Raw genomic sequence first — 19,583 nt, 5'->3', positions numbered from 1 at the left:
GATCAGCGGATCGGCGGCGCGTACTGGAGACCGCCCTTGTTCCAGAGATTGTTGAGACCCCGATTGATGGCGAGCGGCGAGCCCGCGCCGACGTTGCGGTCGAACACTTCGCCGTAATTGCCGACGGCTTTCACGATGCGCACCACCCAGTCCTTGGTCAGGCCGAGCTGCTCACCGAAATTGCCGTCGGTGCCGAGGACGCGCTTCATCTCCGGATTTTCCAGCTTCGCCTTCTCGTCGACGTTCTTCGCGGTCACGCCGAGCTCTTCGGCGGTGATCATGGCAAACAGCGTCCATTTCACGATGTCGAACCATTGGTCGTCGCCGTGGCGCACCATCGGTCCGAGCGGCTCCTTCGAGATGATTTCCGGAAGCACCATGTGATCGCCGGGATTGGCAAGCTTCAGGCGGTTGGCGTACAGGCCCGACTGGTCGGTGGTGAAGACGTCGCAGCGTCCGGCCTCATAGGCCTTGACCGTTTCGTCGTTGGTGCCGAATGCGATCACCTCGTACTTCATGTTGTTGGCCTTGAAGTAGTCGGCGAGATTCTGCTCGGTGGTGGTGCCGGTCTGGACGCAGACCGAGGCGCTGTTGAGCTCGAGCGCAGAATTCACCTTGAGCGACTTCTTCACCATGAAGCCCTGCCCGTCATAATAGGTCACTCCGGTGAAGTTGGCGCCGAGCGAAGTGTCGCGCGAGATGGTCCAGGTGGTGTTGCGCGACAGCACGTCGACTTCGCCGGATTGCAGCGCCGTGAAGCGGTCCTTGGCGGAGAGCGGCACGTACTTGACCTTGGTCGGATCGTTGAAGATCGCCCCGGCGATCGCGCGGCAGACGTCGACGTCAAGCCCGGTCCAATTGCCCTTGTCGTCGGGCGAGGAGAAGCCGGGCAGACCCTGGCTGACGCCGCAGGACAGCATGCCCCGGTCCTTGATGGTCTTGAGCGTTTGCGCATCGGCGGCTTGGGCAGTCAGGCCGGCGGCGAGAGCGAGAGCCAGGGTTACGCGTTTCATGGGCTTTAGGCCTTTCAAAGTCGTCTCAAGTTCAGGAACGTTGTCTTTGGGATCGTCTCTGCCAGGGCTAGCCGTATCAAGACCAGCCTTGCAAGAGTCATGCTGGAAAACCAAGAATCATGCTGGAAAACCTTGCCGATCACTCGCCGATCCCGGGAGGCCCATACCTTAATCCCCGCCGAAAGGCGCCCGCCGTTATGGCTGTGGCGCAAGGCCCGGTCAGGCGATGGATCGAAGCTCGCGGCAGGCCCCTCAACATGCAGCGACTGAATAGCACGTACGCATCTCAGAACGACTGGCGAGCCGGGTCAAGGGGTTGACGGGACTCTTCTGTGTTCTGTTATTAACGAGGGCGGCCCCCGGCCGTCCCGTCAGGCGCCGAGCGCCGAGCGGAAACGCGGTTTTGAAAGCAGACGCATGGATTCCTCGCACCCCTCCGAGCAACACGCCGAGACCCGGCTGGTCACCTCCGGCCGCGACACCAAGGCGCAGAAGGGGTTCGTCAACCCGCCGGTCTTCCACGGCTCGACCGTGCTCTATCCGACCGCCGAGGATCTGCATGCTCATCGCGGCGAGTTCCAGTACGGCCGGCACGGCACGCCGACCACCCGAGCGTTCCAGGAGACCCTGATGGCGCTGGAGGGGCCGCAATGCGCCGGGGTCGGCATCGTGCCGTCCGGGCTGTCGGCGATCTCCACCACGCTGCTCTCGGTGCTGAAGGCCGGCGACCACATTCTGGTCTGCGACAACGTCTATCGGCCCTCGCGCAATTTCTGCAACGGCATGCTCACCCGCTTCGGCATCGAGACCACCTACTTCGATCCGATGATCGGCGCCGGCATCGACAAGCTGTTCAAGCCCAACACAAGCGCGGTGCTGGTCGAGGCGCCCGGCTCGCAATCGTTCGAGATGCCGGACATCCGTGCCATCGCAGAGGTCGCACATGCCCGCGGCGCGCTCGTCATCGACGATAACACCTGGGCGACGCCGCTCTATCACCGCTCGCTCGAGCAGGGCGTCGACATCAGCATGCAGGCCGCCACCAAATATATCGGCGGCCATTCCGACATCATGTTCGGCACCATCTCGGCCAATGCCAAGGCCTGGCCGCAGATCGCCGAAGGCATCCGCCTGCTCGGCGTCTGCGCCGGCCCCGATGACGTCTTCCTGGCGCTGCGCGGCCTGCGCACGCTGTCGGTGCGCCTGGCGCAGCATCATCGCTCCGGGCTCGACATGGCGCGCTGGCTTGCGAGCCGTCCCGAGGTCGCCCGCGTGCTGCATCCGGCGTTAGAGACCGATCCGGGCCATGCGATCTGGAAGCGCGATTTCACCGGCGCGTCTGGCCTGTTCAGCATCGTCTTGAAGCCGGCGCCGCAGAAGGCGGTCGACACCATGCTCGACACGCTCAAGCTCTTCGGCATGGGCTTCTCCTGGGGCGGTTTCGAGAGCCTGGTGATTCCCTTCGATTGCGACACCTATCGCACTGCCACGAAATGGTCGCCGGGCGGCCCGACGCTGCGTCTGCACATCGGGCTCGAAAGCGTCGACGACCTCAAGGCCGATCTCGATCGCGGCTTCGCTGCCCTCAAGGCAGCAATGTGAGCCTGCTCACAAGGCATCGCGCCTCGGGACGCGGCAATCGCGCGCCGGCGGACGCGTCAACCCGCGCCGGGGGAACGTGCAGCCGACGCAAACGTTAACGCTGATGCGCCAACAAGGGGTTTGATCCGCTGGCGTTTGGCGTTAGCCTCACCGATCGACTCTAATCCGGACTCGGAGTATGGGAACGTTGGTTCTGCTCGATCTGATGGGCGGCGTTGCGCTGCTGCTGTGGGGCCTGCACATGGTCCACAGCGGGATTTTGCGCGCCTTCGGCCCCGATCTGCGGCGACTGCTGGGCAAGGCGCTCAGCAACCGCTTCAGCGCGTTTGCCGCCGGTCTCGGCCTCACCGCCCTGCTCCAGAGCAGCACGGCAACTGCGCTGATCACCAGCTCGTTTGCGGCCGAAGGCCTCGTCAGCGTCGCCGCCGCGCTCGCCATCATGTTGGGGGCCAATGTCGGCACGACGCTGATCGTGCAGGTGCTGTCGTTCAATATCGCGGCCGTCGCACCCGTCCTGTTCGTGCTCGGGCTCGTCGCCTTCCGCGCCGGCCCGCGGTCGAGGATCAAGGATATCGGCCGTGTCCTCATCGGCCTCGGACTGATGCTGCTGTCGCTGCACATCCTGCTCGACACGCTGGCGCCCGCGGAGAACGCGCCGGGTGTTCGTGCCATGATGTCGGCGATCACGGGCGATCCCGTGCTTTGCATCGTCATCGCCGCGCTCGTGACCTGGGCGGTACATTCGAGCGTCGCCAGCGTGCTGCTGATCATGTCGCTGGCGTATTCGCAGTTCATCACGCCCTATGCGGCGCTGGCCCTGGTGTTAGGGGCCAATCTTGGCAGCGCCATCAACCCCGTGTTCGAAGGCGCTAGGCGCGACGATGCCGCGAGCTACCGCCTGCCGGTCGGCAATCTCGTCAACCGCGTGATCGGGATTGCACTGGTACTGCCGTTCCTCGGCACGATCGCCGAGCACATGCATGCCTGGCAGCCGGATCTCGCCAAGATGACGGCGGCCTTCCACATCGCCTTCAACGTCGGCACAGCCGTCATCTTCATCGGCCTGCTCGACACCATGTCGCGTCTCCTGACCCGGCTGCTGCCCGATCGCGTCAAGGAAGACGATCCGGCCCGGCCGCGCTATCTCGACGAATCGGCACTGGAGACGCCGTCACTGGCGCTCGCCGACGCGGCGCGTGAGGCCTTGCGCATGGGCGATTTCGTCGAGGTGATGCTGCGCAAGGTGATGGCGGCGATGATGACCGGCGACCGCGCGCTGGTCGACCAGGTCTCTAAGTCGGACAATGTCGTCGACGGCCTCGACGAAGCCATCAAGCTCTACGTGACGAAATTGATGCGGGGCAGCCTCGACGAGAGCGAGGGCCGGCGGGCGATGGAGATCATCTCCTTCGCCATCAATCTGGAACATATCGGCGACATCATCGACAAGAGTCTGAGCGAACTCGCCACCAAGAAGATCAAGCGCCGCTTTCAGTTCTCGCCCGAGGGTGCCGAGGAGCTCGCCGCCTTCCACAAGCGCACGATGGACTCGCTGCGCATCGCCTTCGGCATCTTCATGTCGGGCGACGCCAACGAGGCGCGCAAGCTGCTGGTCGAGAAGACGGCGCTGCGCAACACCGAGCTTGCCGCAGTCGAGCGCCACCTCGACCGCCTGCGCGAGGGCCGCCCCGAGACCCTCGAGACCACGTCGCTGCATCTCGACGTGCTGCGCGATTTGCGCCGCATCCATTCGCACATCTGCTCGGTCGCCTATCCCGTGCTCGACGCGGCGGGCGAGCCTTATCGCAGGCACGAGGCAGATACCGCCGCCCTGCCCGCAGCAGGTGCGGCGTCGGCGTTGCCGCGCTAGTCGCCTCGGATCAGCGCTCCAGCGTCTGTGAGCCGCGGCCGCGGTTCTTGATGATCAGCATGATGTTGCGGATATAGATGATGGTCGCGAGCGCCTGGCCGAGGATGATGACCGGCTCGCGCTTGACGACGCCATAGACCAGCGTCATCAGCCCGCCGCCCATGGAGCAGAACCAGAACGCCATCGGCACCACGCTGTTGCCGGCGCGCTCGCTCGCGATCCATTGCACCAGAAAGCGCGCGGTGAAGAACAGCTGCGCGACGAGGCCGAACGCCAGCCAGAAATCGAACTTGGCGACGAAGACGTCGTAGAGATAATTGTTCAACGCCTGACCGTACTGGATGATCATGCTTGCACCTCAGACACATCTGGCGTCGGCTTCTTGCGGCGGATCAGCCACCACACGCCCACGAGATCCATGATGCCGATCCACAGCCGGTCGAAGAAACCGTAATTGGACACGCCGGAATGGCGCGGCCGGTCGATCACGTCGACATAGGCGATCTCAAAACCCTCGCGGCGCACCAGCGCCGGCAGGAAGCGATGCAGCCCGTCGAAATAGGGCATCATCAGGAACACCTCGCGCCGGAACGCCTTCAATCCGCAGCCGGTGTCGCGCGTACCGTCCTTCAGGATCGCGTTGCGAACGCCGTTGGCGACGCGCGACTGGAATTTCTTGAAGCCGGTATCCTTGCGGCCGACGCGTTGTCCCGCGGCCAGTCCGACCTTGCTACCCTTCTCGACCGCCGCGATCAGGTCGGGCAGGAAAGCCGGATTGTTCTGGCCGTCGCCGTCGAGCGTCGCCACGATGGCGCCGCGCGCGGCGCGCACGCCGCTGCGCACTGCCGCCGATTGACCGCCCGATTTGGCATGACGAAGCTGCCGCAGATTGTCCCGCCGCTGCATGATGGCAGCGAGCCGGTCGCCGGTCGCATCCGTCGAGCCGTCATTGACGTAGATGATCTCATAGGCCCAGCGGCCATCGAGCGCCGTGCCGATCTCCGCGATCAGCGGTGCGATATTGTCGGCTTCGTTACGCACGGGGACGACGATGGAAACCGAAGGCTGGGACGACAAATCGAAGCTCGTGGTTGGAATGGGCTTGGCTCGGGAACCGGCGGTCCCGGCAGGCAGCCGCTTTTATGGGGCGGATGCCCCGTGGGCAACCCTTTTGAGGCGACCCGAGACCGCCCCTGCAAGAGGCACAATGGTGCCGTCAGAACGGATGGCAAAGCCGAGCCTGCGGGCCGCGAACCAGTAGCGCACCGCCATGGCGCCGACCATGCCGACCAGGGCGCCGGCCACCACGTCACTCGGGTGATGCGCGAGCAGCACCAGCCGCGTCAGCAGGATCACGATTGCGTAAGTGAACATGAACACGCGCAGGCGCGGCCACAGCGCCGAGACCGCAAACGCCAGCGCGAACGCCGTCACCGCATGACTCGACGGCAGGCTGGCATAGGCCCCCGTCCCCTCGAACGGGATGAAATTGAACGGATTGGCCTTGCCGCCGACGAACGGACGTCCGCGACCGATGAGATATTTCAGAATCTCGGCGACGAATACGGACAGGGCAACAGAGAGAAACATGAACTGCAGCCGCGTGCCGAGGCCGAGCAGTAACGTGCGGCGGGTACCGTGCCATCCCGCTGCAACCAGCGCCAGGACCACCAGCGCCCCCCCGAGCACCGAGAGCACATACTCGTCCTTGCCGAAATCGGTGAGGATGCGGATAGGCCACAGGCCGGGCGCGCCACGCGCCGGCATCAGCTGGATCTCGGTCTGATCGAACGCGAGCATCAGCACGATGACCAGGGCTGCGCCGGCCGCGCTGAGCCATAGCGAATGCCGCGCCAGCTTTCGTGCGGCCTCGGCGCGGCGCGAATGCGAGGGCATACGCACGAGTTGCGCCAGGGCGCGCCCCGACGCCGCGAGCAATTGCGCGGGATAGCTCGGGCGCGGCGCGATGTCGGTTGGCGCCGGCATCCTACTCGGTGCCTTCCGAGCGGAAGATCGAGATCGAGATCGCGCGCCCTTGCGAGAAATTATAGCCGTCGATGCGCGTGCCAACCTTGTAACGCAGCCCGATCGCCTCGGCGCGCTGCACGAAGCCGCGCTCAGAACGTTGCTCGACCAGCGCGAAACGGCAGCTCCCCTGCCGCAGGAAATCCGCCGCGCCTGAACCGTCGGTGAGCAGCGTCTGCGTGCCGGTCAGGAAGACGAGGCTCGGCTCGTGATAGCCGGCCGCGGCCGCCTTCGGCCCGACGCAGGTGACGTTGCGAAGTGCGCGTGCGACCTCGATGCTCGGAAACACCGGCGTCAGCGACGGCAGCACGATGCCGTAGACCACGACCGCCAGCATCAGGGCTGCGACCAGCGCGTTGAGCAGCGAGCGTTCGGCGTGGTTGTTGTCGTGAAGCCACCAGGCGAACAGGCCGAAGATCAGCGAGGCCGCGATGAACGGCCAGGCCACGAAGGCCGGCTGGCGCGTCAGCATCACCGCGCCGACAACGGCGATGATCGAGCCGGCCACCGGAATCGCGAACCACCAGGCCGAGCCGCGCATCAACCAGGACCACGACAGCACGCGCCGCTCCAACGCACCGGCGGTGAGGATCGCGATCGCAGGGTACAGCGGCAGCACGTAATGCGGCAGCTTGGTCAGCACCGCCTCGAACACGATCCAGGACGGGACCAGCCAGGCCAGCAAGAATTGTGCGCCGGGCTCGCGCCGCGCGCGCCAGACTGCGGGCGCCGCCATCGCCGCCAGCGGCGCTCCGGGCCAGAACGTGATCCAGAACAGCACCAGGTACAGTCCCGGCGGCGCGCCGTGGGATTCCTGGGCGCCTAACTTGCTCAGCATGTCGCCACCGACGGAATCGGCGAAGAAGGCATCGCCCGCGCGCCAGAAGATCGCGACGAACCAGGGCAGCACCAGCACCAGCATCCACATCAGGCCCCAGAGCGGACGCAGCTTCCATAGCCAGGAGGCATCGCGGTCCTGGATCGCGAGCGCGACGATGGTCAGGCCTGCGAACATCAGGATCAACGGGCCCTTGATCAGGATGCCGACGGCGAGCGCGGTCCAGAAGATCGCGGGCCAGCTCCAGGGCGGATGCGTCTCGTCCTCGGCGCGCTGCCACGACAGATAGGCCCGCGCCATCGCGCCCATGGCGGCGACCACGCAGAACAGCAGCATCGCGTCGGTTTTCGCGAGCCGCGCCTCGACGCCGAGCAGCACGGAGGCGCTCATCAGCAGCGCGGCAAGCACCGCGGCGCGCCGCGTGACGAAGCCGAGCGCCGTCCAGTAGGTCATGAGCACGGCGCCGATCGCGCCGATCAGCGAGGGGAGCCGGTACACCCAGATGCGCAATTCGGCCCGCGGCAGACCGAGCGCCGACGCCGTCTCGACCGCGGCCGATTGCAGCCAGTAGATGCCGACCGGCTTCTTGTAGCGGACGTCTTCCTGGAAGCGGATGTCGACATAATCGCCGCTCTCGACCATCTGCTTGGTCGCTTGCGCAAAGCGCGCCTCGTCGCGATCAACCGGTGGAATCGTGAAGAAGCCCGGCAGGAACAGCAGCAACGCGCAAACCAAAAGGAAGCCGACCGCGCGGGCGTGGCTGGCTGTGGCGATGTCGAACATGGACACGAGCCGGCTACCCGGATTCACCGGGGATTTCGGCTCGCGGGGAGCTCCAAAACGGGGTGTTGGGTAGGTCTCGGCCATTGGTTCCGCTTACGCTGAAACCGTTATTGCCACAACCGCTTGAGGCAGGGTCATTGAATTCGAATGACGACTGTGTCCGCGGCGCCCGTGGCGTCGATGACGGTCAGCCGCGCAAAGCCCGGACCGGGCGGGTCGATCAGCCGCTGGCGCCGTCCGTCAATATCGCCGAGCGCCGTTCCGTTCACCATGACGGTCATGGGCAGGACGCCGCCCGCGACCTTGACCGGCATGGCAGCGCCGCCCTCGCCACCCGAGCGATCGACATCGATCCGCGAGCCGTTCAGCGGGAACTGGATGTGCAGAGCCTGTTCGCCCCCAGCCCGTACCAGATCACCGACCGGGCGGAACCGCCGCAACGGCAACGGCAGCTTCGCGTTGCTGGCGACCAGGGTTCCCTTCGGTGGCTTCGGCAACGGGACCAGCGTCTTGCCGGTCCGGGCGAAGGCGTCGAACACGATCGGCGCGGCGGCAACCCTGCCGATCAGGCCCGGCACCGGCGCGCCGTCGGGCCGGCCCACCCAGACGCCGATGGTCATGCGGCCGTCGAAGCCCATCGACCAGGCGTCGCGGTAGCCGTAGGAGGTGCCGGTCTTGAAGGCGATGCGGTTGTGGGCGGCGTTCTCCGGTGGCGGGGTGCCGAGCAGCACATTGCCCACCTGCCAGGCCGCGACCTGATCGAGCAGCCGCAGCGGCTCGCGGTCGTCCCTGTCGGTCATGACCTCGCGCAGCGGCTTGGTGGTGCCGAGCCGGGCGAAGCCCGCATAAAGCTGGGCGAGGTCCTGCAGCGTCACGCCGACACCGCCAAGGCCCATGGCAAGTCCCGGCGCCTCGTCCTTGGGCAGCACCAGATTGCCGCCGGCCTGGCGCAGCCGCGATGCCAGCCGGCTCGCGCCGACGCGGTCGAGCAGGACGATCGCGGGCACGTTCAGCGACATCTGCAGCGCCTTCTTCACCGGCACTGTGCCCTGGAACGTCATATCGAAATTTTCCGGCGCGTAGGAGCCGAAGCGCACGGGCCGATCGTCGATCAGACTGTCGGGATGAACAAAACCGTCCTCGAAGGCGAGCCCATAGATGAACGGTTTCAGCGTCGAGCCCGGCGAGCGGATGGCACGGGTCATGTCGACCTGCCCTGCCCGGCGCTCGTCGAAATAATCCGCCGAGCCGACGCGCGCGAGCACGTCACCGCTCTCGTTATCAACCACGATAATGCCGACGGAGATGCTCGGCCCCAACGCAATGGCGCGGTCGCGCGCCAGCGGCTCCAGCACCTTCTGCAGGTTGGCATCGAGCGTCAGCTTAATGACGGGCGTGTCCTTGACCGTCGCCAGCGCCGTATCGGAGGCGTGCGGCGCCAGGATCGGCATCGGCTTGCGCAGCTTTGGCACGGGAACGGCCTTGGCCTGCGTCGCGTCGTCGAGGCTGATCTGATGCTCCTCGACCATACGGTCAAGCACGCGGTCACGCGCTTTGCGCGCCGCATCGGGATAGCGATCGAGCCTGCGGGTCTCCGGCGATTGCGGCAGCGCGACCAGCAGCGCGGCCTCAGCCAGCGACAGCCGCTTCGGCTCCTTGCCTAGATAGGCGATCGAGGCGGCGCGAATGCCTTCGAGGTTGCCGCCGTAAGGCGCGAGCGCGAGATAGAGATCGAGGATCTGCTCCTTGCTCAAGCTCCGCTCGATCTCGATCGCACGAACCATCTGCCGCAGCTTTGCGTAGAGCGAGCGCTGCCGCCGCGGCTCCATCAGCCGTGCGAGCTGCATCGAGATGGTCGATCCACCCGAGACGATGTGGCCGCGCGTGGCGAGTTGTAATGCGGCCCGCCCGAGCGCCAGCGGGTCGATGCCGTCATGGGCGTAAAAACGCTGGTCCTCATAGGCAAGCAGCAGCTTTAGATAAGTCGGATCGACGTTCGCCTTCGTCTCGACCGGCAGCCGCCAGCGCCCGTCCGCCATCGCATAGGCGCGCAGCAGCTTGCCGTTGCGGTCCAGGATGGTGGTGGAGACCTGGCGGGCTTCGTCGAAAGGTAGCGGGCCGAGGGAGTAGACCCATGCGACGAAGCCGACGACGGCGAGGCTGAGCGTGAGCGCGAGGCCGGAGAGGAGGCGATGGCCCCCGCCCCTTGCTCCGTCAGGGCCGGGCTTGTCCCGGCCATCCAAATGGTCTCTCACCACATCGCTCATCTCGCCATCACTCACTTCGCCGCCCGCACCTCGACGGCGCCCGTCCCGGTGCGACCGTAGCGCGAGGGATTGTACATGTCCTCGACATAGGCCTGCGGCAGCACGTATTTGCCGGGCGAGACCACACGCACGACATAAGCCACCGTGAAGATCGCCTTGGAATCCGAGGCCCGATCGACGGCCGCCGTGAAGCGGTCGTCGCGGAACTCGGTATCCTCGGGCTCCTGGCCGTCCTCGATCCAGCCCAGCGTGCCGCTGTCGCCCGACGACACCAGTTTTGGATTGTCGATCTCGAGACCGGCCGGCAGATAGTCGGACACCATGATGTGGCCGTACTCGGGCTTCGCCTCGGTGATCTTCAGCACAACAGCGAAGCGGTCGTTCTGCTTGACCTTGCTGATATCGGCCGGCTTGCCCTCGAGCGTGAAGAAGTTGCGCTCGATCTTGAAGCCGTTCGATGCCGCAGGCTCGGGCGTCACCGGCGAGCCCGACACCGAGATCACGGCCTGCACCGGCGCGTCACCGGTGTTGGTAATCTTCAACGGCTTGCCTTCCAGTGTCGTGGCCTTGTAGCTGCGATAGAGCGCGGTCTTGACCGGCTGGCCATCGACCTCCATCGACAGGTTCTCCTTGGCGAGCGCGCGCGCCGCCAGCACCAGCCACGCATTCTCCTGCGTGGAGGTGTAGGGCGTCAGCCCGCGCGCGGTCTCAACCCGCGTCACCGCCTGCGTCAGCGTCGCCTTCGGCGCGTTGCCTTCGCTGGCAAGCGACACCAGCGCTGCTGCATCGCGGAGCTGCGAGCCGTAATCGGTGCGGCCGAATTCCAGCACGGGCTTGGGCGCAAGGCTGTCGAGGGCTGCGCCATAGACCCGTTCTGCGCGGCTGCGGTCGCCGACCAGCGCGAGCGCGGCCGCGAGCTGCGACTTCGCGATTGGCGTCGCGAGGTTGGAGAGCTTGGTGTCAGCGAGATAGCGAAGATCGCCGATCGGCGCTGCACCGTTGCGCGCGAGCACGTAGAGACCGTAAGCGAGGTCGCGGCCGCCGTCCTTCTCCGGCTCGTTGCCGTTGACGACCGAATTGCGAATGCGGTCGAGTGCGGTCTTGAACAGGACATCCGGCACCACAAAGCCCTTTTCGCGGGCCCGGGTCAGGAAGTCCGTCACGTAGGCATCGAGCCAGGCGTCGTCGCCGCCGGCCGACCACAGGCCGAACGAACCGTTCGAGCCCTGGCGCGCGAGCAGCCGTTCGATGGCATCGCGGATGCGCTGGTCGACCTCGGTATCCATGGCCAGATGCGCGCCCGTAGCGAGCTCGTTGACATAGAGCAGCGGCATGGCGCGGCTGGTGATCTGCTCCGAGCAGCCATAGGGATAGCGGTCGAGCGCTTTGAGGATCGTCGCCGCATCGAGCGCGGTCGACAGGCTCGCCGAGACCGAGACACTGCCGGTGCCCGGCACGAGATCGGCGAACATGTCCGAGGTCAGCGTCAGGCTCTCGCCCTTCGCCAGCGTCCGGATCGAGCGCCGCGCCAGCACCTGGGTCGCCGCCTTGACGTCGAGCGCATAGTGGCGCGCCAGCGCCAGGCCATTCGGTCCCTTGATGTCGACGTCGAGCGTCGCCTGCCCCGCCGCGGTCGCGTCGACAGCGAGCGTGAACGAATTGCGCTGCTTGGCGGCGAGCTTCACCGTGGTTGCGGGATTGCCGGTCGTCTTCACCGGGCCGCCCGTCTTGACGTCGATGACGTAGTCGCCGGCCTGCCCTTCGACATTGTCGATCTCGAGATTGACCGTGCCGTGGTCGCCGTTGAGCAGGAAGCGCGGCAGGGTCGTGGTCAGCACGACAGGGTCGCGGATCACGATGTCGATGTTGGCGCGGCCCAGCTTGGTCGCGGTCCACGCCACCGCCATCACGCGCGCGGTGCCGGCGAACTCCGGAATGTCGAAGCTCACTTCCGCTGTGCCGTCGGCGGCAACGGTGACGATGCCCGAATAGAGCGCGAGCGGCTTTTGCGCGGGCGGCGAGCCCTGGAGCTCGGCGGAACCGGCGTCGCCGCCGGACTTGATCTGTCCGCGCGTGCCCGACATGCCGTCGATGAGTTGCCCATAGAGATCGCGGATCTCTGCGCTCAGGCGGCGCTGGCCGAGATAATAATCGTCCGGCGCCGGTGACTTGTAATTGGTGAGATTGAGGATGCCGACATCGACCGCGGCGATGACGATCTTGGCGTCCTCACCCGGATTGAGCCCGTCGAGCTTGACCGGGATCTTCAGCATGGCATTCGGCCGGATCAGCGCCGGCGGCGTCAGCTTCACCTGGAGTGTGCGGGTCTGCTTGTCGATGCCGAACCATTTCAGGCCGATCGCGCGACCCGGCATGCGCTGCGCGGCCGCATCGAGCGGACGGCGCAGCGTCGCCACCACATAGGCGCCGGTGCCCCAGTCCTTGCCGACCGGGACCTTCACCTGCGCGGTGCCCTCCTTGACGTCGATGGTCTGCGTCGTCAGCAGGCGATCGCCGAGCACGTTGACGGTCAGCTTGCCGGCGCTGCGGACGTTGACCGACACGGTCATGGTGTCGCCCGAAGCGTATTGCGGCTTGTCGATCGAGGTCTCCAGCAGGTCCGGCGTGTCGGCGCTGCCGTCGGAATACCAGCCGACGTCGAACTGCACCGAGGTCACCGGGCCGTCGGCGTCGTTCGACTTCACGTCCAACCGGTAGCGGCCTGGCTGCGGCGTCAGCGAAATCCGCGACGGCTTGTCGGCGGCAACGGTGACGTCACCGTCAGCGACGCGCGACGTCGACTTGACCGGCTCGTATTCCCAATAATTGCTCTGGCGATACCATTGGTAGCGCGACTCCATCTTCAGGAGCTCGTAGCGCAGGCCGTCGCGGCGAAGCCTCTCGCCCGCGGGCGAGACGAACACGACTTCGAACTCGGCCTTGTCGCCCTCCGCGACGTTCTTGTCGCCAAACAGCGGCTTGATGCCGATCATGGCGGCCACGGGTGCGACCGGCAGCACGATCTTACGCTCGACGGCGCGGCCGCCGGTCTCGACCATGCGGACGAAGATCTGCGCTTCCTGGGGACGCGTCGAGGCCGGCTGCTTGTCGAGCGTGACCGGGAAGGTTGCAACGCCGTTGGCGTCGGCCTCGGGCAGGTTCTCCAGCGGCGTGCGCTCGTTCGAGGTGGTCTCTTCGTCGGCGACGCCGAACTGGTAGCCGGCAAAGCCCGGACGTTCCGATGCGGGCGCGACCAGCATGTCGCCTTCGAGCGCCAGACCCGAGGCCGGCGCGCCATAGAGGAAATGACCGTCCGCCTTAAGCTCCACTGGAGCGTTAGCTTTGATCAGCTTGTCCTTGGCAGACAAGTCGAATTCGATCCTGTCGGGAACGTAGTCCTCGACCATGAAGGTGGTCTCGCCGACCGAGGAGCCCTTCGGGTCGGTGAAGGCGCGCACCCCGCCACGTCCCGGTCGGCACGGCCGAGTTGAGCGGCACGGCCAGCGTGCGGCCGCCGGCGCCCTGGTCGGACACCACAGCGCGGCGGAATTCGACGCCATCAGGGCGCTCGATCACCAGGGTCATCGGCCCGCCGGTGACCGCATTGCCCTGCCCGTCGCGGAGCAGAGCGGTGAGATAGACGGTCTCGCTGGAGCGGTAGACGCCGCGCTCTGCATAGACGAAGGCGTCGGCGCCCGCAGGCACCGCGCGGCCCGAAACGCCGCGGTCGGACAGGTCGAAGGCGGAGGTCTTCAGGCTGAGAAAGGCATAGTCGGCCTTCTCGCCCGTGACCGTCAGCATCGCCGGCGACAGGCCGCCCTCGCCGCGCGCAAGCCCGGCCTCAAACAGCACATGGCCGCTGTCGTCGGTCTTGCGCGTCGCCAAAATCTCGTTGTTGCGCGCGACCAACCGCACCTCGGCTTTGCCGACCGGGTCGGTGGACGCCAGCGAATTCACGAACACGTGGATGCCGTCATTGCCGGAATAGGCTGCGACGCCGAGGTCGGAAACGATGAACCATTGGGTTGCGAGTTGGTAGTCGTCGTCCGAGCCCGGCCCCTTGGCCGCGGCCGTCATCACGTAGACGCCGGGCTGGAGTTCGCCGAGCGCCTGATCGACCGGGAACGCGGTGGTGACGTCCTGGTTCAGCGTCATCGCGGTCGCGAGCTCGCCGGTCCAGACTTTGACGCCGCGCTCACCGCCGAGGTCGCTGAGCTGATACTTGGACAGCGTCTTCTGGAAGTCGCTGTCCACCACCGTGTTGATCAGATTGCGGTCGCCGATCCGGAACACGTTGATATTGACCGCGGGCGTGTTGACGCTGACCACGGGAATGCCGCGCTGGCCGGTCCTCGGCAGCACATAGGCGCGGCTGTTGAAGCGCACGAACGGTTTGCGGTCGCGCACATAGACGTTGAACTCGGCCGATTTCGGCAGGCCCTCCTTCACGGTGGACGGCAGGCCGGCGCGCAGATTGATGTTGTAGCGTTCGCCGTGCTTCAGCCCGTCGACGCAGAGCTGCTTGCCCTCGGCCGACAGTGCCGGCTTGTCCTGGCCCGCCAGCGCGAGGTACGGCGCAAAATCGGTTCGCTTCGCCAGTTCCTCCGAGAACTGGAAGCAGGCGCGCGGGCTCGCCGAGTCCGAGTCCACGGTGTAGTCGAGCAGCCGAAAACCGTGCTCGTCGCGCATCTTCTCATACTGGCCGCGGACGTCGGCGACCTCGCGCATGTCGAGCGACAGCCGCAGCGCATCCAACGACGGCCGCCATAGTTTTCGTTCGGACAGCGACTTGCCGAGCACGGCGAGCGCGTCGGCCTCCTCGCCCGGATTACCGGTGCGCTGATAGGCGATGTAGGCGGCGGTCGAGGCGCGCTCCAGCAGGAAGGTCTGCTCGCTCGAGCTCTTCGGCGTGATCTGGAAGATGACTTTTGCCAGGCGCAGCCAGTTGCCGGCATCCTCCGGCGCGGTCGCCGCGATCTGGCCGAGCACCAACAGGCCGGTGCGATAGTCGTTGCGCCGGAAGGCAGCATCGGCGTCGGTGCGCAAGCTCGCGCCGGTCTTGGCGACCGGCCCCGCCTCGCCCTTGATCTGCGCCTCCAGCTTGATCGCGGAATCGGCGAGATCGTCGCGCTTAAAGGCCTTATCGGCGGCCTGCGCTACGCTAAGGCCGAACGCCAGCGTGGCGCAGAGTGTGACGGCGCGAACAAGACCGATCATGGATGGACTCCCGGAAATCGCGGACGAACGCCGCTTGTCGCATGAAATGCGCGGAAAGGTGACGGACTCAAGGCGATGGAACCAAAGGTACAAATCGTCGTATTCGCCATGACTAGGCAAGCCCAGAGGAGACTGATCGAGATACCGCCGCGCACGCCGTCCTGATGGCGCAGCAATACCGGACCAGTCGACCGGCGGCCGTGTCCCGGAAGCTAGTCAGCGTTCCCGGCGATGTGATCCATCGTCCAGTCCGCTGCCGCTCAACCCGGCCCCCTAACACCCCACCGTTCCGCTTTGTCGCGGCTTCGAGGAAAACGGTTCGGTTCAGGCTTGGCTAAAGACGATATTTTTCATAATGGCATGGTAGATGAACAGCTGGCCCCAAACCAGGGCGGCTAAAAACGGTCCCGTAGCTCAACTGGATAGAGCATCAGATTTCTACTCTGAGGGTTGCAGGTTCGATTCCTGCCGGGATCGCCAGTCGGCTTTTGCTACCAGTGACTTCAATGATTTGCGGGCACTTTTGCCTAACTGCCTAGGTGGGTTAGGCAATTTGATATCGAATCCTGCTTGCAGCTTCGTCATTGCCGTCGCGGCCAAACCCTTGCGCTCAGCGGCGCGGCAATAGCGCTCGATTTCGCGGATATCGGTGTGGCCTGTGATGGACATGATTTCGAGGGCTGTGCAGCCAGCCTCTGCAAGACGACGGCACGCAGCTTTGCGGACTCCATGCGGTGACGACTTCCGGAGGCAGGTCAGCGTCAGCCGCAGCTTCGCTAATCCACGCGGAAAACGCTTTCTCGCTTCGAGCGCGGCCGTACATGGTTGCGATGAAGGCCGGACCGTCCTTCGGGCACTCGGCAATGTAGCGGGCCAAGTCGGCGTGCACCGGGATGCAAAGCTCAACGTGGCCTTGGCTCTTCTTGGTGGTGATAACGAAGCCGTCCTTCGTCAGGTGCTTCCAGCCAAGCCGCACGGCATCGGAGCGGCGCAGGCCGGTGTGAAGCAATACCTCGAAGGCAAGCCGCAGCGGCGTACCAACATGACGCTTGCGGAATGCGGTGATGTCCCCCTCCGTCCACGTTCTGTGGCCCGTGGTCTTAAGCTTCACGCGCTTGGCGACAACAACCGGGTTATCGCTGCGCATCCCGGCCGACACCGCGTAATCCATAACGGCCTTCAGACGCTTCCGGAAATTGCTCGCGGCAGACGGCCTGTCGGCCATCTCGTCGATGAGGTTGTTGACGTGCCTGGCCTGAATGCCAGCAATCGGCCCCTCGCCGTGCTTGTCGACGAAACGATTCAGGACGTTGCGATAAATGGTTTGCGTGCTCTCGGCCAGCGCCTTGAATTCGGCGCTCCCGTAGTAGCCCCGCACAGCAGCAGCAATCGTGCCGGCCTTGATACGCCGCACCTCCGGCGTTGGCTCGTCGGCGCTCATAGCAGCGCGATAGGCCGTCCAGAATTCCGGGGTGTAAAGAGGCGCAGGCAAGGCAACTTGCGACCTGCCCGGCCGACGCAGATAGACGCGCGGCTGCCCGTGCCTGTCCAGATACTCGTTTACGTATTTGGGTTTCCGCTGCCGCATTGCTTATCCCAATAGTCGTCGTTTTCGTTCCCGACCGAAACACCATCGAACAAGCGGTCGAGGTCGCTGCGGTCCCATAACACTACGCCGAGCATCTGCCTCGGCGCCGGAATGTTGCCAGCCTTGCGCTGGGTATCGAAATAGCTGGGAGAGATCCCGAGGTACCGCGCCGCATCGGCACGGCGTAAGCCGCGCGGCTGTACGCGGCTGTTGTCATTGGCTGGAACGGGCAAGAGCGAGTCCCTGAATAGTAGATTGCTCTGCTTACCTCGCCGGCTGAGGCCCGACGCACGAGTCATTTTATTTATACACGGTCGCTTTAGAACAAATGCGGCACAAACCGACGCTGCAACCGATTTGTAACTCTTTGTTACTTGCGCTTGAGAAAGCGGATGGCCCGCCCCTTTCAGGAGCGGGCTTGGCGTGGGCTTGATGGGGTGGCGCTGAGCTGCCGGGCCGCCGATTGGTATCTATTCCGCCGCCTCGGCCAACTCGCTCTCCGCCCATGCCGAGCGCACCGGCAGCGCCAGCAAGTCAGCAGCGAAGCTGTCCCGCACGCGCACCAGCCAGCCGGACGTCGGATCGTGCGGCAGCCCGCCGACTAAGCAGGCCACCTTGTCCGAGAATTCGAGCCAAGTCGTCGCCTCGGCTTCGGCAAGCTGGCCGAGCACGTCATTGGCGGTGTCGTCCAGCATCTCAACGACGCGCTGTGGCAGTGCGCCGTGCATGAGTGTAACGATGCGGCGGTGTTGGCGGGTCAGTTTGGATATAGTGGTGTCAGCCATGGCGCAGAAGATCCTTTCGCGCTGGGGTCAGGGCCGAAAGCGAGGCAGCCACCTTGCTCCGGCCTGTCTTTTCTGATATCAGGTAAGAATGGCAAAGTCAACAGTTTCTAATATCAGAAAAAAACGCCCCCTAGGAAGGCCGCGCGTCGACGCTGTACCTGTGATGGTGCGGATGCCGCCAAACGAGATGCAGGGGGTCGACCGCTGGATTGAAGGGCGGCCTGCACCAAAGCCATCACGTCCCGAGGCAATCCGCCGGCTGGTTGAGATCGGCCTAGGTAAGTCCCTATCAAACCCTGCGATGGCGTCGACCGGAAAAGTCTCCGCCGAGCGCGCCAAAGAGCTTGCTGGAAAGACGATTGACCGAATCGGCGATCCTGCCGCTTCGGCCGAGGAAAACGCCACTCGGAAGCGGCGGTTGATCAAGGGGCCTTCGGAGTTCCGGGAGCAACGTGTCGACCGCGGCAAGGGAAAGGCATGATCGAGGACAAGATTTCATTGTCCGTATTTACAATCGAGGTCGATCGAAAGCCGGTCATTGCTTTCTCAGCTCGAAAATATTCGGATGCTGAGACGATCTGTGCCGACCGAAGAATCCGCGACAAGCTCAGTTCGACTTGGTCGGCCGGCAAACCTCTTTGTGACGAACTCGCAACCTTGGGCGTGCGACTGTCCAATGCCGACGAAAAGAAGCTTTACCGAGAGCAGACCGCGGCGAGATCGGCAGATGCTGGCCTACCGGTATATTTGGTCGAGATAGATGGATAGCCAAAACTGATGTCTGACCAAGAAACCCGCGCAGCTACGATGCCAAAGCCCGAAGCAACCCTCAAACAGCTGTTGCGTCGCGCAGCCAAGCGCACCCGACCAAGCCAGGTCTTTTCTGTAGTTCCTCATACCCGCGAGACAGATGCGAACCGGGAGTTTGCGCCAGATCGCGACGGAGACGCCATCGTATGGTTCCTGATCGCGCTCCCAGTATTCATGGTCGCCCACGCACTCTGCGTGAAGATGGGCGCCATCTGACGCAAGTCGCGTCGACTAGGCCAATCGTATCAAGCACCTCCCCTTGCCCTCGACCTACGGTTCGATTTGATGGAAACCCCATGACTGATCTACGCCCCTACGCACGACCGCTTAAGCCCCCGCTCACGGCAGGCGCGCGATTCATCAGAGGCTTCAAACGCGTCGGCATTGTACTCGGCGTCATCGTGTTGGTCGGTGGCTTCGCGATCACAATTCCGATCGCCATAGGCCAGCAAAACAGTGCACAGGGTCGCTACGAGCAGGCCGTCTGCATGAATGATAGAGTGCGGAACAACTGGCCGATCAAGATGAAAAGCTATGATCAGACGAAGATCGATTTTGATGCGACCGGCTGCCCGTCAGGCCCGTTGTATTATGAAGACCTTCCTACGGTCCTCTTCTATGCGAAAGAGAAGCCGGCGCCGTTGCAATATGCGATTGAGCCATTCACAATTGGTGCCGTAGCGTCGATCGTCTCCGCAGCGGCTCTGTTCTATGGGTTTTGGCTAGTCGGCTGGCTCTGCGCCGGCTTTACTCGCGACTGACAGGTCGAACGAGCACCTCCACAA

15 protein-coding genes, 1 tRNA gene and 2 pseudogenes are annotated in these 19,583 nt (G+C 64.7%); 7 read left to right on the top strand and 11 right to left on the bottom strand.

Annotated features, from left to right (window positions below):
* Positions 1 to 2: 2 nt before the first annotated feature.
* Positions 3 to 1,013 (bottom strand): amino acid ABC transporter substrate-binding protein, encoded by a 1,011-nt coding sequence (locus tag ACVWYI_RS20400; RefSeq protein ID WP_456663015.1) that lies wholly within the window; start codon positions 1,011 to 1,013, stop codon positions 3 to 5.
* Positions 1,014 to 1,430: 417 nt separating this feature from the next.
* Between ACVWYI_RS20400 and metC the strand changes: the two genes are divergently transcribed.
* Both metC and ACVWYI_RS20390 read left to right on the top strand, forming a co-directional pair.
* Complete coding sequence (gene metC, locus ACVWYI_RS20395) at positions 1,431 to 2,615, top strand: cystathionine beta-lyase (RefSeq protein ID WP_456663014.1); 1,185 nt, start codon at positions 1,431 to 1,433, stop codon at positions 2,613 to 2,615.
* A gap of 178 nt (positions 2,616 to 2,793) precedes the next feature.
* A complete protein-coding gene (locus ACVWYI_RS20390; protein WP_456663013.1) occupies positions 2,794 to 4,485 on the top strand; it encodes a Na/Pi cotransporter family protein in 1,692 nt (563 codons plus the stop codon).
* A 10-nt stretch (positions 4,486 to 4,495) separates the two neighbouring features.
* On the opposite strand, the gene ACVWYI_RS20385 is transcribed toward ACVWYI_RS20390, so the two are convergent.
* The 6 genes and pseudogenes from ACVWYI_RS20385 to ACVWYI_RS20360 form a co-directional block, all read right to left on the bottom strand.
* The gene (locus tag ACVWYI_RS20385) at positions 4,496 to 4,834 is read right to left on the bottom strand and encodes a lipid-A-disaccharide synthase N-terminal domain-containing protein (protein ID WP_247353463.1); all 339 of its coding nucleotides are present in this window, start codon (positions 4,832 to 4,834) and stop codon (positions 4,496 to 4,498) included.
* The gene (locus tag ACVWYI_RS20380; protein ID WP_456663012.1) at positions 4,831 to 5,562 is read right to left on the bottom strand and encodes a glycosyltransferase family 2 protein; all 732 of its coding nucleotides are present in this window, start codon (positions 5,560 to 5,562) and stop codon (positions 4,831 to 4,833) included. The genes ACVWYI_RS20385 and ACVWYI_RS20380 overlap by 4 nt, the downstream gene beginning before the upstream one ends.
* Positions 5,563 to 5,625: 63 nt before the next feature.
* Positions 5,626 to 6,471, bottom strand: coding sequence for a phosphatase PAP2 family protein (locus ACVWYI_RS20375; protein ID WP_456663011.1), 846 nt, complete (start codon positions 6,469 to 6,471; stop codon positions 5,626 to 5,628).
* A gap of 1 nt (position 6,472) precedes the next feature.
* Positions 6,473 to 8,215, bottom strand: a complete 1,743-nt coding sequence (locus ACVWYI_RS20370) for an ArnT family glycosyltransferase (protein WP_456663010.1) — start codon at positions 8,213 to 8,215, stop codon at positions 6,473 to 6,475.
* A gap of 50 nt (positions 8,216 to 8,265) precedes the next feature.
* On the bottom strand, positions 8,266 to 10,374 hold the full coding sequence (pbpC, locus tag ACVWYI_RS20365) for a penicillin-binding protein 1C (protein WP_456664556.1): 2,109 nt from the start codon (positions 10,372 to 10,374) through the stop codon (positions 8,266 to 8,268).
* Between the two features lie 35 nt (positions 10,375 to 10,409).
* Positions 10,410 to 15,615 (bottom strand): annotated as a pseudogene (locus ACVWYI_RS20360) (alpha-2-macroglobulin family protein).
* A gap of 403 nt (positions 15,616 to 16,018) precedes the next feature.
* Between ACVWYI_RS20360 and ACVWYI_RS20355 the strand changes: the two are divergent.
* Positions 16,019 to 16,095: transfer RNA gene (locus ACVWYI_RS20355), tRNA-Arg, on the top strand.
* Here the strand turns inward: ACVWYI_RS20355 and ACVWYI_RS20350 are convergent.
* The 4 genes and pseudogenes from ACVWYI_RS20350 to ACVWYI_RS20335 form a co-directional block, all read right to left on the bottom strand.
* Positions 16,054 to 16,479 carry a tyrosine-type recombinase/integrase gene (locus tag ACVWYI_RS20350; RefSeq protein ID WP_456664555.1) on the bottom strand — a complete coding sequence of 142 codons (426 nt, stop codon included), beginning with the start codon at positions 16,477 to 16,479 and terminating at the stop codon, positions 16,054 to 16,056. The two genes, ACVWYI_RS20355 and ACVWYI_RS20350, sit on opposite strands and share 42 nt — an antisense overlap.
* Positions 16,480 to 16,753: 274 nt before the next feature.
* Positions 16,754 to 17,056, bottom strand: a pseudogene (locus ACVWYI_RS20345) (phage integrase central domain-containing protein); the annotation flags it as partial.
* A 119-nt stretch (positions 17,057 to 17,175) separates the two neighbouring features.
* Entirely contained in the window at positions 17,176 to 17,436 is a 261-nt protein-coding gene (locus ACVWYI_RS20340) for a helix-turn-helix transcriptional regulator (RefSeq protein ID WP_247353475.1), read from the bottom strand.
* Positions 17,437 to 17,673: 237 nt separating this feature from the next.
* Entirely contained in the window at positions 17,674 to 17,988 is a 315-nt protein-coding gene (locus ACVWYI_RS20335) for a hypothetical protein (RefSeq protein ID WP_456663009.1), read from the bottom strand.
* An 88-nt stretch (positions 17,989 to 18,076) separates the two neighbouring features.
* Between ACVWYI_RS20335 and ACVWYI_RS20330 the strand changes: the two genes are divergently transcribed.
* The 4 genes from ACVWYI_RS20330 to ACVWYI_RS20315 all read left to right on the top strand — a co-directional run bounded on the left by ACVWYI_RS20330 (position 18,077) and on the right by ACVWYI_RS20315 (position 19,559).
* A complete protein-coding gene (locus ACVWYI_RS20330) occupies positions 18,077 to 18,469 on the top strand; it encodes a hypothetical protein (RefSeq protein WP_354106230.1) in 393 nt (130 codons plus the stop codon).
* Positions 18,466 to 18,756 (top strand): hypothetical protein, encoded by a 291-nt coding sequence (locus ACVWYI_RS20325; protein WP_247353480.1) that lies wholly within the window; start codon positions 18,466 to 18,468, stop codon positions 18,754 to 18,756. Before ACVWYI_RS20330 ends, ACVWYI_RS20325 begins: the two co-directional genes overlap by 4 nt.
* A gap of 9 nt (positions 18,757 to 18,765) precedes the next feature.
* Positions 18,766 to 19,014, top strand: coding sequence for a hypothetical protein (locus tag ACVWYI_RS20320; protein ID WP_247353482.1), 249 nt, complete (start codon positions 18,766 to 18,768; stop codon positions 19,012 to 19,014).
* A gap of 80 nt (positions 19,015 to 19,094) precedes the next feature.
* The gene (locus ACVWYI_RS20315) at positions 19,095 to 19,559 is read left to right on the top strand and encodes a hypothetical protein (RefSeq protein ID WP_247353484.1); all 465 of its coding nucleotides are present in this window, start codon (positions 19,095 to 19,097) and stop codon (positions 19,557 to 19,559) included.
* Positions 19,560 to 19,583: the final 24 nt, after the last annotated feature.

It is taken from the genome of Bradyrhizobium sp. LB13.1 (assembly GCF_054056815.1).
The sequence above is the reverse complement of the archived record's forward strand: the minus strand, read 5'-3'. Positions and strand labels throughout refer to the sequence as shown.